General features: G+C 51.0%; 9 protein-coding genes, 8 tRNA genes and 3 rRNA genes (1 of these 20 cut by a window edge). 2 read left to right on the top strand and 18 right to left on the bottom strand.

Going from position 1 to position 13,574, the window contains the following annotated elements; genetic code table 11:
* Positions 1-83: 83 nt before the first annotated feature.
* The 7 genes from KE531_08565 to KE531_08535 all read right to left on the bottom strand — a co-directional run bounded on the left by KE531_08565 (position 84) and on the right by KE531_08535 (position 7,289).
* On the bottom strand, positions 84-821 hold the full coding sequence (locus KE531_08565) for a tRNA1(Val) (adenine(37)-N6)-methyltransferase (GenBank protein ID MBR9953659.1): 738 nt from the start codon (positions 819-821) through the stop codon (positions 84-86).
* Positions 811-1,722, bottom strand: a complete 912-nt coding sequence (locus KE531_08560; protein ID MBR9953658.1) for a stage 0 sporulation family protein — start codon at positions 1,720-1,722, stop codon at positions 811-813. Before KE531_08560 ends, KE531_08565 begins: the two co-directional genes overlap by 11 nt.
* An 11-nt stretch (positions 1,723-1,733) precedes the next feature.
* On the bottom strand, positions 1,734-2,726 hold the full coding sequence (gene holB, locus KE531_08555; protein ID MBR9953657.1) for a DNA polymerase III subunit delta': 993 nt from the start codon (positions 2,724-2,726) through the stop codon (positions 1,734-1,736).
* A gap of 69 nt (positions 2,727-2,795) precedes the next feature.
* Positions 2,796-3,380 carry a guanylate kinase gene (locus KE531_08550; GenBank protein MBR9953656.1) on the bottom strand — a complete coding sequence of 195 codons (585 nt, stop codon included), beginning with the start codon at positions 3,378-3,380 and terminating at the stop codon, positions 2,796-2,798.
* 68 nt (positions 3,381-3,448) lie between these two features.
* A complete protein-coding gene (locus tag KE531_08545) occupies positions 3,449-4,930 on the bottom strand; it encodes a PLP-dependent transferase (GenBank protein ID MBR9953655.1) in 1,482 nt (493 codons plus the stop codon).
* A 4-nt stretch (positions 4,931-4,934) separates the two neighbouring features.
* On the bottom strand, positions 4,935-6,176 hold the full coding sequence (locus KE531_08540) for a hypothetical protein (GenBank protein MBR9953654.1): 1,242 nt from the start codon (positions 6,174-6,176) through the stop codon (positions 4,935-4,937).
* Positions 6,177-6,518: 342 nt separating this feature from the next.
* Positions 6,519-7,289 (bottom strand): sulfite exporter TauE/SafE family protein, encoded by a 771-nt coding sequence (locus KE531_08535; GenBank protein MBR9953653.1) that lies wholly within the window; start codon positions 7,287-7,289, stop codon positions 6,519-6,521.
* Positions 7,290-7,404: 115 nt separating this feature from the next.
* On the opposite strand from KE531_08535, the gene KE531_08530 reads away from it, so the two are divergent.
* Together KE531_08530 and KE531_08525 are read left to right on the top strand one after the other, a co-directional pair.
* Positions 7,405-8,367 (top strand): LysR family transcriptional regulator, encoded by a 963-nt coding sequence (locus KE531_08530; GenBank protein MBR9953652.1) that lies wholly within the window; start codon positions 7,405-7,407, stop codon positions 8,365-8,367.
* 92 nt (positions 8,368-8,459) lie between these two features.
* On the top strand, positions 8,460-9,146 hold the full coding sequence (locus KE531_08525) for a TIGR00266 family protein (GenBank protein ID MBR9953651.1): 687 nt from the start codon (positions 8,460-8,462) through the stop codon (positions 9,144-9,146).
* Between the two features lie 120 nt (positions 9,147-9,266).
* Here the strand turns inward: KE531_08525 and KE531_08520 are convergent.
* From KE531_08520 to KE531_08470, 11 genes are all read right to left on the bottom strand, one after another.
* A tRNA-Lys gene (locus KE531_08520) sits at positions 9,267-9,339 on the bottom strand.
* A gap of 18 nt (positions 9,340-9,357) precedes the next feature.
* A tRNA-Phe gene (locus tag KE531_08515) sits at positions 9,358-9,430 on the bottom strand.
* 173 nt (positions 9,431-9,603) lie between these two features.
* Positions 9,604-9,677 (bottom strand) — tRNA-Met (locus KE531_08510).
* Positions 9,678-9,738: 61 nt separating this feature from the next.
* Positions 9,739-9,820, bottom strand: a tRNA-Tyr gene (locus KE531_08505).
* 24 nt (positions 9,821-9,844) lie between these two features.
* Positions 9,845-9,917, bottom strand: a tRNA-Thr gene (locus KE531_08500).
* A gap of 17 nt (positions 9,918-9,934) precedes the next feature.
* A tRNA-Val gene (locus KE531_08495) sits at positions 9,935-10,007 on the bottom strand.
* A 33-nt stretch (positions 10,008-10,040) separates the two neighbouring features.
* Positions 10,041-10,114, bottom strand: a tRNA-Asp gene (locus KE531_08490).
* A gap of 69 nt (positions 10,115-10,183) precedes the next feature.
* Positions 10,184-13,073 (bottom strand): 23S ribosomal RNA (locus KE531_08485).
* Positions 13,074-13,260: 187 nt separating this feature from the next.
* A tRNA-Ala gene (locus KE531_08480) sits at positions 13,261-13,333 on the bottom strand.
* 6 nt (positions 13,334-13,339) lie between these two features.
* Positions 13,340-13,457 (bottom strand): 5S ribosomal RNA (gene rrf, locus KE531_08475).
* Between the two features lie 61 nt (positions 13,458-13,518).
* Positions 13,519-13,574 (bottom strand): 16S ribosomal RNA (locus KE531_08470); it runs 1,475 nt beyond the window's last position.
* The 16S, 23S and 5S rRNA genes sit together here with 8 tRNA genes alongside, the layout of an rRNA operon.

Below are 13,574 nucleotides of genomic sequence, written 5' to 3'. Positions count from 1 at the left end.
CTCCTGCCGGTTCAGCCGGCTTCCTTAAAAATGTGTCCAAATGTCCGTATCAGACGGACAGTTCTCTCGCCTGCCGGCGCCCTCTAATACCCGTAAATATCGTAAATCTCTTCACTGTACACACCGGGCTCTTTATACACAATCACCGGCGGCTCCACCTTCATCCAGGCGCCGCCCCCGCGGACGGCCTCGATGAGCACCATATTGGCCTCCTTATCCCGGAACGGATGGACAAGCTTCATGCGCTTCGGCTCCAGCCGGTACTTCGTCATGGTGTTAAGAATCTCGATGAGCCGGTGGGGCCGGTGCACCATATACATACGCCCGCCGTGCTTTAAGACCTTTGCGCCCTCCCGCACCACGTCCTCCAGGGTGCAGAGCACCTCGTGGCGGGAGATGGCCTTGACCTCCGTCGGGTTTTTCAGTCCGTGGGCATCGTTCATATACGGCGGATTCGTCGTAACGACATCAAAGGAAGCCGCTCCGAAAATCCGGCTGGCTTCCTTAATATCACCGTTTACAATCTCAATTTTTTTCTCCAGGCCGTTCATGGAAACGCTTCTTTTCGCCATCCCGGCGATCTCCTCCTGGATTTCCAGGCCGGTAAAATGTTCCCCCTCCGTCTTTGCAGAGAGAAGAATCGGGATAATCCCCGTGCCGGTTCCGAGATCCAAGACGCGTTCCCCCGGCTTCACCGCAGCAAACCCGGAAAGCAGCACGGCGTCCATGCCGAAGCAGAACCCGTCAGTCTTCTGGATAATCCGCAGATGGTTCCGCTGCAAATCGTCGATCCGCTCATTTTCCTTCAGATCAATCGTCATTGAGCTTCGATTTCCCTTCCTTTTTCTCCAGAGCCTCCAGATGCTTTAACTCGGCGTCGTTGACGCCCGCTTTTTCCTTCCTGCGCTTTGGCCGGAACTTAAGCTGGCCCACCTTGTACTCCCGGATCTCCTTTTCGTCCCCGTTTACGGTCACGACAACCTTCACAAGCTGTCTTAAAATGCTGACGCTGTGCACCTCGCCCTTTAAGCCGTCGTCCGTCGTCACATAATCCCCGATGTTGGGAAGGCGGCCGTTTAACTCCTCATACGTCTCCTCTTCGTACTTGAGACAGCACATGAGACGCCCGCAGACGCCGGAAATCTTCGTCGGATTTAAAGAAAGATTCTGTTCCTTCGCCATCTTAATGGAAACCGGGATAAACTCGGAAAGATAGGACGTACAGCAGAGCGGCCGTCCGCAGATGCCGATGCCGCCGACAATCTTCGTCTCGTCCCTTACGCCGATCTGGCGAAGCTCAATCCTCGTCTTAAACACGGAGGCCAGATCCTTTACCAGCTCGCGGAAGTCAATTCTCCCGTCCGCCGTAAAATAAAACAGAACCTTATTGTTGTCGAAGGTGTATTCCGCGTCGATTAGCTTCATCTCCAGCTCATGCTTCCGGATTTTCTCCTGGCAGATCTTAAACGCTTCCTTTTCTTTCTCCTTGTTTTTCTGTTCGATGGCCTCGTCCTCGTCGGTAGCCATGCGGATTACCGGCTTTAAAGGCTGAACCACCTTCTTATCATCGACCTCATGGGTACCGAGTACCACATAGCCGTACTCGACGCCCCTGGCCGTCTCAACAATCACATGCTGCCCGTTTTTGATGATCTGGTCGCCCGGGCTGAAATAATAGACCTTTCCCGCCTTGCGGAAACGGACACCGATTACTTTCGTCATTTCTATTCTCCTTATGAGGGGTTCTTCATGGTGAGAAGCAGAAGCTCCATCACCAGCTCCATGTTCACATTGGCCTCTAACCGCGCCTTCGCCTTGTCAATGGCGCCGAGAATCTCCTCCAGCCCGGCATAGCCAACCTTCTGCCCCATCTCGTTAATAAGTTTATATTCATCTTTAAATATCAGGAGATTCATGTCCTTTGTCACCTTGTACATCAGGACATCCCGGTACCAGAGCTGCATCAGGTCGAGAACCTCGCCGATATCATAATTTTCATTTTTCATCTCCATGATGCATTCAAGCAGCATGGAAATATCCATCTGTCCCACGTTCTTTACCAGATTCATGACCTTCTGGTACATGAGCTGGAACTCCTCGGAGGAAGCCAGATAGATGGCTTTTCCAAGATTCCCTCTCGCAAAGGCCGCACAGAGCTCCGCATCCCTCTCCGCCACGCCGAGGTGGTCGGTCAGATAGCTTTTCACCGTAAAATCCTTTAACGGCTTTAATTTAAGCTGGACACACCTGGAAAGGATCGTCGGAAGGAATGCCTCCTGGTTGGTGGTAATCAGGATGATAACGGCATAGGACGGCGGCTCCTCGATGGTCTTTAACAGGGCATTCTGCGCCTGCACCGTCATTTTTTCCGCTTCATCCACAATATAAATCTTGTAATAGCTGCTGTAAGGGCGGATCATGATCGTGTCATTGATCTGCTCCCGGATGTCGTCGACGCCGATGCTGGCCGGCTTCGCGTGGGTTACATAAATCAGGTCAGGATGGCTCCCAGCCAGAACCTGCTTGCAGGAATGGCACACCATGCATGGCTCGCTCTTTCCCTTTTCACAGAGAAGCGTCATGGCAAAGGCATTGGCGATGGACTTCCGCCCCATTCCGGCCTCGCCGGTCAGAATATAGGCATGAGAAACCTTGTGGGCCTCAATGGCCTTTTTAAAATGTTCCTTCACCATATCGTTTCCGAGAATATCCTTAAATCCCGTCACCTTGTTTTCCATCATCGCCATCCCTCCATTCTTCCCAATTATAGCACAGATTTTCGTGAAACAAAAGTTTTATCTGCGTTCGATCTCCAGGAGAAGCTCTCGCAGGCAAGTCTCCAGTTCCAGGTTCAAAAACCGCTTTTGAATTCCCAGACGCGAAAGCTTTTCCTCGGAAAAATCGTCTTCGTCCGCCAGGTACCTGCGGCAGACCTCTCTGAAATTCGGCTTCTGCTGTTTTTCCTCCCGGTCGACGGCGCGCCTTAAGCGTATGCCGTCCGGAACCTCAATGTAAAGCGGCACCATGGCTTCACTTCCGAAATATTCCACCATCTTTTCATAGGATTCCAGCGTCCCGATCATCAAAAACGGCCGCTCGTCTTCCAAATCAAACTGGCCGTCATCGGCCGTAAAATAGCTCCACGGCCCCATGACCGTCTGGTACGTGCGAAGCTCGATGACCTTCCCGGCCGCCTTCATGGACTCCAACTCCGGCTGCCCCACAAAAAAATATTCGACGCCGTTTTCCTCACCGGCACGGATCGGCCTCGTCGTATAAGGGACGACGGTCTTAAGCTCCGGTTTTGCATGAAGGAGCTCCTTATACACGGTGTCCTTACCCGTGGCACTTTTTCCCATCAAATAAAAAATTCTGCCCATATCTGCCGTTTTGTCCTCCCTGGACGTACATGGTTCGATTCTTCTTCTGCGTTTTCGCTGAAATTATTCTAGCATACCCCTTCGCCGCCCGCAACTGCCAAAATCGTGGAAACAGACGGATCGGACGTACCCTGCACGGAAAGCCCCTCTGTCTGGTACTCCAGAATACGCGAAACGGCTTCTTTGGAAATCCGCTCCCCGGGAACGAGAATCGGGATCCCCGGCGGGTACAGGTAGACAAATTCCTTTGAAATACAGCCGGCCGATTCCGCCGTCGAAACGCGCCTTCCGGGAAGCTCCAGAGCTTTTGCCGGTATCATGCACATTTCGGCCGTCTCCGTCATGTTCCCGCTGCCAATCCTGCTGCCTTTTCCCTTTTTCTTCCCGGAAAGTCCCTTATCGATCTCAAGAAGCGCCTCCTTAAGCCTTAAAAGCCCTTCTTTCGTATCGAGAAGCGACGTCATCGCCACCACATACTCCGGCGCGCACATTTCCATTTCCAGATGATAGTTTTCCCTGAGAATCCGCCCAAGCTTCTCCCCGGAAAGCCCCTCTGCCTTCCCGGAAAACACCACGATTTTCGAGCAGTCCCAGTCAAAAACGCCCCTCTCTCCTATGACCGAGCGGTTCATGACCTCCAAAACCTCAAGTCCCGAGAGCGATAAAAAAAACTGCTCCATCCGCTTCCCGTAGGCGGACATCTCCTCCCGCCCCTGCCTGTCCATGAAACGGAGGCACCGCTCAATCCCCGCCATAAAAAGATACGACGGGCTGGAGCTCTGGAACATTCCAAGGTACTGCTCCACCCGCTCCCTGTCTGCAAGCTTCCCCTGCACATGGAGAACAGCCGTCTGGGTAAAAGACGGCAGTGTTTTATGTAAACTTTGTATCACAAGATCTGCCCCGCTATCGAGGGCCGAAGCCGGAAACCCATCCCCCTCTTTCGCAAACGGGAGATGGGCCCCGTGCGCCTCATCCACAATCAGCGGGATTCCATGCTCATGGACAACCTCAGCAATCCGTTTTATATCAGAAACAACGCCTTCATACGTCGGAGACACGAGAAATACCGCGCGGATCTCATGGTTTTCATCCTTTTCTAAACAGCGCGCCACAGCCTCCGGGGAAACACTCCCCAAAATCCCATACCGCCCGACCGTTTCCGGGTACACGTATTCTGGAGTCAGCCGGTTTAATATGAGCCCATTGTATGCAGATTTGTGACAATTTCTCGCCATCAGGAGCGTTCCTCCCGACGGAACCGTGCCGCAGATGGCGCTTAAAATTCCGCAGGTACTGCCGTTCACGAGATAGTACGTCCGATCTGCGCCGTAAACGCCGGCTGCCCACTCCATAGATTCCTTTAAAATCCCTTCCGGGTGGTGAAGGTTGTCGAACCCGTCGATTTCCGTAATATCAATGGAATACGGATCCGGAAAGCCGCCGTCTCTGGTAAAAAAGCCGTTTCTCTTATGTCCCGGCATGTGAAACGGATAAAAATCCGACTGGCTGTATTCCGAAAGCCGTGTAAGCAAATCTTTTTCTTTCATACTCCTACCTTCCAGGCACCAGGGCCTCGCTCCATCCCGTATTTTCCCGCATCATCGGGAACAGCTCCCACAGTTCTTCCATGGATCCGCTTTCCGGTTCATAGACGGAATAGCTTCCGAGAATAAAACTGCTGCTGCCGTCAGCGGCCGCATGAACAATAATTTCCGTTCCGTCCTCACGGGTCAGTGTCAAAATTCCCGTATAAGGGCTGCCGCTCTCAAACGCCGGCTTCGAGGTCGCAATCATCTCCTCCAGCTTCTGAAGCGAGGAACGCTCGGTAAGCGTCTCCGTTTCCTCCCATTCCCGCGAAATCGTGCCGGTGCTCTCATCATATTCCTGGAACCGCATCTTCATTTCGGCCTTAACGATATCATGAACCTCCGACAGTTCCACCGCCTGGAACCGGCACCGTTCCTCTGCAATCCGAAGCGCCGGCATGGTAATGCTGCCTTCTTCGATCTCTTCCGTCTCATAAGTATCCTCACTGACGAAAAACTGGATGCCGTAATTCCCGTAAAGCGGCGGGTACACCGCCTCATCCGATCTTAAAATCTCCTGCTCTTCCTCAGCCGTCAGCTCCACATATTCCGTATAGTTTTTCCCATTCTCATACCGTTCCACACAGAGATAGGCGCCATGATCCGGCGGCGAGAACCGGACTCCGCGTTCCTTTGCATCCTCCAAATACCTCCTGCCCTCTTCGCCTTCACAGAAACGGTAACGGAACACCTGCTGCATCTCCTCCGGCGCCGCCAGATCCTTGGGCTGGAGATACAGAACCTGGTTTCCATTTCCCTGCATCAGGCTGTTGACCCTGGTAAACAAAAAAGACGGCTCGCTCCCTTTCCCGGCAGCAAGGTCATTCCCCTCTTCATAGACAGCGAGGCCGTCTAAAGGGCTCTGCTTTCCCTTTTTTAAAACTGCCAGCACGTACCCAAAGCCGTCCTCCGTCTTCCGCCCCATCAGTTCATAGGCATCTTCCAGCGCATCTCCATATCCTTCGGTTTCCTCTGCATCCATGTCCACAAAAGAAAGCCCCGGCTCAAAACTTTCCAGAAAGCTCATAATCTCTTCCGCCGTCATGTCATCCTCCGAAGAAACGGCCTCCTGGACAACTCCCTCACACTCCTCTTCTTCCGCGGCAGTTTCCGTCTGATCCCGTCTATTTTCACTTTTCCTGTCCGCCCCGGACGAACATCCGGCAAGCATAAGACTGAGAAAAACAAGAAAAAACAGTCTCCTCATAAAAATCACCTTCCTTGATTTCATTTTAACATTCACTTGTTTCCAGCACAATAGATGGGAAAAGATTTAATAAAAGCGTAAATGATTAGACAGAAAAAGGCCGCAGACAAGCCACAAAGGCCGCCTGCGGCAGAAGAGAGTATGAAATTGAACAGTTCAGCCATGCAGACACATATGCCCAAATGCTGCGTGGGAGCTTGCTCACAGAGCAGCATTTGGGCATATGTGGATATAGGGCGGACGCCCGACATGAATAATTTGACGGCCAATATCATTATTTGTTGGCCGATAAATGGAATCCGTCAAATTATGAATGGTATGGCTGAACTGCTATTCCTAAATTTATGCCCAGAGATTATTCTCCAATGCAAACTTAACAACTGTGAGGATCACAATCACCAGCATCACTGGCTTAATGATCTTATCCCCTTTCTTAATCGCCAGGTTCACGCCCACAAGGTTTCCAAGAATCGCTGACAATGCGGCCGGAATTGCAATCTCATACGCCACATTTCCCGTTTTCACATAACTGACAAGGGCTACCGCATTCGTCAGCACAATTAACACCTTGCCGTTTCCCGAAGCGACCCTGGAATCATAATGCATAATCATCGTGAATGCGATGATTGCAACCGTCCCGACTCCCGGCCCGAACAGGCTGTTGTAAAAGCCCATGATGACGCCGACAATCAAAGCCTGGACAATGGTTTTCTTAGAAATCTCGCTCTTCATGATCGTGTCCCTGGTGCTGGACTTCCGAAGCACCATCACAAGGGCGATGGCCGGCAGCGCAACGGTAATAACCTTCTGAATCGTCGCCTCCGGGAGCAGGAAAATGATTTTCGTCCCGAAATAAGCGCCTGTCATAGCCGTAATGGCCGAAATCAGCGCAATCTTCAAATCTACCATATTGCTGCGGAAATATTTTATCGCCGACACCAGGTTTCCAAGCCCCGCCTGAAGCTTGTTGCACCCATAAGCCGTCCGGATCGGAAGGCCGATCATCAAATAAGTAGGAAGCGCAATCAGGCCGCCTCCGCCTCCGATGGAATCAATGATTCCGGAAATAAAAAAGATCGGGCATATAATCAGCAAAATCGTCGTATAACTCATAGAAAAATCTCCCCTTTTGTACTCCGCTATTGAAGATACCACAGTTCTATTATATAATCAAATTTATAATTTTAATTATACCGATAAAAACTATTTATAAAGCAGGAGAAAAACCATGTTCCAGTACATGAACTATGTCTGCGAAGTGTATAAGACCGGCAGCTTCTCAAAAGCCGCTAAAAACCTCTATCTGACACAGCCGGCGCTCAGCATCGCCATCAAAAAAGAAGAGCAGGAATTGGGACAGCCGTTATTCGAGCGAAGCACCTCCCATATCGCCCTGACGGAGGCGGGAAAGGCCTATATTGAAAGCGCAGAAAAAATCAAAAATATCGAAACCAGCCTGCGCCTTTACTGCAATGACCTCTCCGAGCTGAAAACAGGCTCCGTCCGCGTCGGTGCATCCAACTTTTTTCTTTCTCAGATTGTATTATCCGTAATTTCCGAATTTTCCAGAAAATATCCCGGTATTGATCTGGAAATCCGCGAAGCCCCTTCTCTGGAGCTGAAGGAAAAAATACGAAAGGAAGAACTGGATATCATCATCGACCCAATGATCCAGGAAGACAGCATGTTCCAAAGCCATGTGCTGTTTGAGGAACACTTTCTCTTAGCCGTTCCCGAAAAAATAGCCGCAGGCTCCGGCGCCGAAGCTTATGCACTGTCCCGCAGTCAGATTCTGGACGGTTTCCACCTTCTGCCCGGCTGTCCGAAGGTACCGCTCTTCCTCTTTGCCGACAAGCCCTTTATCCTTCTGCGGCCGGAGACCGTCACCTATGGGCATGCCATGGAAATCTGCGAATCCTACGGCTTCACGCCAAAGGTACGCTTTTTCCTCGACCAGCTCATCACCTCGTACCATTTCGTCGGAAAAGGCCTGGGCATCGCCTTCGTCTCTGACTGCCTTGTAAAGCTGACGCCGCCGGAGCCAGGCGTCCTCTTTTTTCAGCTTGACTCCCCTCTGGCAAAAAGAGAAGTAGCAGCCGTCCACAAGAAAAACCGCTATCTTTCCAGCGCATCGGCCGCCTTCATAGAAACTGCGAAAAAAATGATAGAAAACCATCAAATCTTCACATAAATCTGGCGTATTCTGCCGAAATATGTTAAAATATCTTTGCACCTGGAAACATAGAATCAATATGACACTGTCATAAAAACAGGAGGAGCCATATGAAATATAGAATTATTGGAAATACCATGCCAGCAGTCGAAGTGGAATTTGACTTTGCAGGAGAAAGCATTTACACCCAGTCCGGCGGCATGACCTGGATGTCTGATGGAATCGACATGTCCACAAACGCCCGCGGCGGCATCATGAAGGGCCTTGGACGGATGTTTGCCGGAGAATCCATGTTCATGGCCACCTACAAGGCCAGACAGGCCGGCGCAAGAATCGCTTTCGCTTCCACTTCCGCCGGAACCATTTATCCGCTGGACGTGAGCGCCACCGGCGGCATGATCTGCCAGAAAGGCGCCTTCCTCTGCGCCCAGGAATCCGTAGAACTCAACGTCACTTTCTCAAAGAAATTCTCTGCCGGTCTCTTCGGCGGTGAAGGCTTCATCCTTGAGGACATCAGCGGACAGGGACTTGCTTTCCTGGAAATTGACGGCGACATGATCGAGCGCCAGCTTGAACCGGGAGAAGTCTTAAAAGTCGATACCGGAAATGTGGTTGCCTTTGACCGCAATGTGAAATATGAAATTGAAACGGTAAAAGGCCTCGGGAATATCTTCTTCGGCGGCGAAGGCCTCTTCCTCACCAAACTCACCGGCCCTGGACGCGTGATTCTCCAGACCCAGAATATTGCAGAGTTTGCAGGCCGCATTGCACAGTTTATTCCCAGCAAGGGAAATTAAGCGGGAATATGGAAAAACAGGAGCGGGTTTCTCAAATTGAGAAATCTGCTCCTGCTTTTTTGAGTAAATAAAAAAGCTAAGGACTGATAATAGGATCAGTTCTTAGCTACTTAGAAATCCTGAGGCATCGGGGATTCGAACCCCGGACAACTTGATTAAAAGTCAAGTGCTCTACCGACTGAGCTAATACCCCATACAACATACGTTGTAATGCCCAAAGCTGGAATCGAACCAGCGACACGAGGATTTTCAGTCCTCTGCTCTACCAACTGAGCTATCTGGGCATATGTGTGAATGGTAGAATATCTGCCACTACCCCGAAATGCAAGCTCAAGACCTTCGGTCTTTCGCTTACGGCATTCGCCGTATAAAAATTTAACTTTATCCGCATCTATCAGTGCAAGCACTGCTATCTGCTACTAAAGCTAAATTTTTGCATTTCTCATTGCACACAAAATTGCGGGGGCAGGATTTGAACCTACGACCTTCGGGTTATGAGCCCGACGAGCTTCCAGACTGCTCCACCCCGCGACAATTAACTTACTATTCTATTATATACAATAAATATTGAAATATCAATACTTATTTTCAATGGGCGGAGGTGGATTCGAACCACCGAAGCAAATTGCAGCAGATTTACAGTCTGTCCCCTTTGGCCACTCGGGAATCCACCCATAATCAATATTTTGCTTTCAAAGAGCCGATGATCGGACTCGAACCGATAACCTGCTGATTACAAATCAGCTGCTCTGCCAATTGAGCCACATCGGCATACCATACTTAAAAAGTGGGGCCTATAGGGCTCGAACCTATGACCCTCTGCTTGTAAGGCAGATGCTCTCCCAGCTGAGCTAAGACCCCAAGTTTCAATCACCAGCAAGCTGGCAATGAAAGCGACCCGGATGGGATTCGAACCCACGACCTCCGCCGTGACAGGGCGGCGCTCTAACCAGCTGAGCCACCGGGCCAACTTAAAACAGGTATTTCACATACCTTCAAAACCACATATTGAACACATCCATCCACCCACAAACCTTCTGGTTAAGCCCTCGACCGATTAGTAACAGTCAGCTCCATACATTACTGTACTTCCACCTCTGCCCTATCTACCTCGTCGTCTTCAAGGGGTCTTACTTCTTTCGAATGGGATATCTCATCTTGAGGGGGGCTTCACGCTTAGATGCCTTCAGCGTTTATCCCTTCCAGACTTGGCTACCCGGCCATGAGCTTAGAAGCTCAACCGGTACACCAGCGGTCCGTCCATCCCGGTCCTCTCGTACTAAGGACAGCTCCTCTCAAATATCCTCCGCCTGCGCCGGATAGGGACCGAACTGTCTCACGACGTTCTGAACCCAGCTCGCGTACCGCTTTAATGGGCGAACAGCCCAACCCTTGGGACCTACTTCAGCCCCAGGATGCGATGAGCCGACATCGAGGTGCCAAACCACTCCGTCGATGTGAACTCTTGGGAGTGATAAGCCTGTTATCCCCAGGGTAGCTTTTATCCGTTGAGCGATGGCAATCCCACTTTCATACCACCGGATCACTAAGTCCTAGTTTCCTACCTGCTCGACCCGTCGGTCTCGCAGTCAAGCTCCCTTCTGCCTTTGCACTCTTCGAATGGTTTCCAACCATTCTGAGGGAACCTTTGAGCGCCTCCGATACCCTTTCGGAGGCGACCGCCCCAGTCAAACTCCCCACCTGACATTGTCCCCTCACCAGGTCATGGTGACAGGTTAGAAACCCAGTGACGCAAGGGTGGTATCCCAACAGCGGCTCTGCTTAGACCGGAGTCCAAGCTTCACAGCCTCCCACCTATCCTGTGCATGCATCACCGAATCCCAGTATCAAGCTGGAGTAAAGCTCCATGGGGTCTTTCCGTCCTGGCGCAGGTAACCAGCATCTTCACTGGTACTTCAATTTCACCGGGTGCATTGTCGAGACAGCGCTCAAATCATTACGCCTTTCGTGCGGGTCGGAACTTACCCGACAAGGAATTTCGCTACCTTAGGACCGTTATAGTTACGGCCGCCGTTTACTGGGGCTTAAATTCAAAGCTTCGCTTTCGCTAACCTCTCCTCTTAACCTTCCAGCACCGGGCAGGCGTCAGCCCATATACCTCACCTTACGGTTTCGCATAGACCTGTGTTTTTGCTAAACAGTTGCTTGAGCCTATTCTCTGCGGCCAGGTCTCCCTGGCACCCCTTCTCCCGAAGTTACGGGGTCATTTTGCCGAGTTCCTTAACAATGCTTCTCCCGCCGGCCTTAGGATTCTCTCCTCATCCACCTGTGTCGGTTTACGGTACGGGCACATGGTACGCAATAGCGGCTTTTCTCGGCAGCCGGAATCAGATGCTTCCCTACTTTTGTTCGGTCCGCGTCACGTCTTCGGATTGTATGGCGGATTTGCCAACCATACTCCTACCCCGCTTGCCCGGAGATTCTGTTCCCCGGTCATCCTATCCTTCTGCGTCCCCACAGTTCTGATACCATGTGGTACAGGAATCTAAACCTGTTGTCCATCGGCTACGCTTCTCAGCCTCGCCTTAGGCCCCGACTTACCCAGGGCAGATCAGCTTTACCCTGGAACCCTTAGATATTCGGCCTGGAGGATTCCCACCTCCATCTCGCTACTCATTCCGGCATTCTCTCTTCTTAAACGTCCACAGCTCCTTATCGGTACTGCTTCGCCCATTTAAGAATGCTCCTCTACCAATGATTAAAAATCATTCCTAGGCTTCGGTGTCGTGTTTTAGCCCCGGACATTTTCGGCGCAGGACCTCTCGACTAGTGAGCTATTACGCACTCTTTGAATGTGTGGCTGCTTCTGAGCCAACATCCTAGTTGTCTTTGAAATCCCACATCCTTTTCCACTTAACACGCACTTGGGGACCTTAGCCGTAGGTCTGGGCTCTTTCCCTTTTGACTGCCCAACTTATCTCGTGCAGTCTGACTCCCGTACATCATCTGGATGCCATTCGGAGTTTGATATTCTTCGGTAGGCTTTGACGCCCCCTAGGAAATTCAGTGCTCTACCTGCATCAGACTAATACGAGGCTAGCCCTAAAGCTATTTCGAGGAGAACCAGCTATCTCCGGGTTCGATTGGAATTTCTCCCCTATCCACACCTCATCGCCACCCTTTTCAACGGATGTGCGTTCGGTCCTCCACGAAATTTTACTTTCGCTTCAACCTGGACATGGATAGATCACCCGGTTTCGGGTCTGCACATACTGACTTTACGCCCTCTTAAGACTTGCTCTCGCTTCGGCTCCGGGCCTTAAGCCCTTAACCTTGCCAGTATCCGCAACTCGCCGGACCGTTCTACAAAAAGTACGCGGTTGCACCTTAACGTGCTTCCACAGCTTGTAAACACAGGGTTTCAGGTTCTCTTTCACTCCCCTCCCGGGGTTCTTTTCACCTTTCCTTCACAGTACTATGCGCTATCGGTCACTAAGGAGTATTTAGCCTTGGGGGGTGGTCCCCCCGACTTCCTGCAAGGTTCCACGTGTCTCGCAGTACTCTGGATTCCACTAGCTGACTACTGTTTTCATGTACAAGGCTTTCACTCTCTCTGGCCGGACTTCCCAGACCGTTCCATTAACAGATCGTCTCACATAACGTGGTCCATAACCCCGGGATGCACGCATCCCGGTTTGGGCTCTTCCAATTTCGCTCGCCGCTACTTTCGGAATCGATGTTTCTTTCTCTTCCTCCGGCTACTTAGATGTTTCAGTTCACCGGGTTCCCGGCGTATGGCTATGGATTCACCATACGTCACTTGAGGTTTGCTCAAGTAGGTTTCCCCATTCAGAGATCTCCGGATCAAAGGATATTTGCTCCTCCCCGAAGCTTTTCGCAGCTTATCACGTCTTTCATCGGCTCTTAGTGCCAAGGCATCCACCCTGCGCTCTTTCTAGCTTAACCAGTTGTCTCAAAGCCGCGGGAACGGCTTTCAAACGAACACACATAGCGTTGTGTGCCTGGCTTGTGTTTACTTTCGGTTTACATATCTTTCGATATGCCTCGGATGTCTTGTATATCTTAAATATTTAAGATTTACGATTCAATATGCGGTTTTCAAGGTACGTTTGCGGAAGCTCATGCTTCCGAGTGGAGATGGAGAGATTCGAACTCTTGACCCCCTGCTTGCAAGGCAGGTGCTCTCCCAACTGAGCTACACCCCCACGGGAATCTGGCATCCACCTACTCTCCCATGCCGTCTCCAGCATAGTACCATCGGCCGCTTAAGTCTTAACCGTCGTGTTCGGGATGGGAACGGGTGTGTCCCCTAAGCGCATCGACACCAGAATTCTTATTCAGTTCCTTGAGAACTGGACAGTATATAAAACCCTTACTTCTTCTTCCTTAGAAAGGAGGTGATCCAGCCGCACCTTCCGATACGGCTACCTTGTTACGACTTCACCC

Source organism: Eubacteriaceae bacterium Marseille-Q4139, assembly GCA_018223415.1.
Classification (GTDB): Bacteria; Bacillota; Clostridia; order Lachnospirales; family Lachnospiraceae; genus CABSIM01.
The sequence above is the reverse complement of the archived record's forward strand: the minus strand, read 5'-3'. Positions and strand labels throughout refer to the sequence as shown.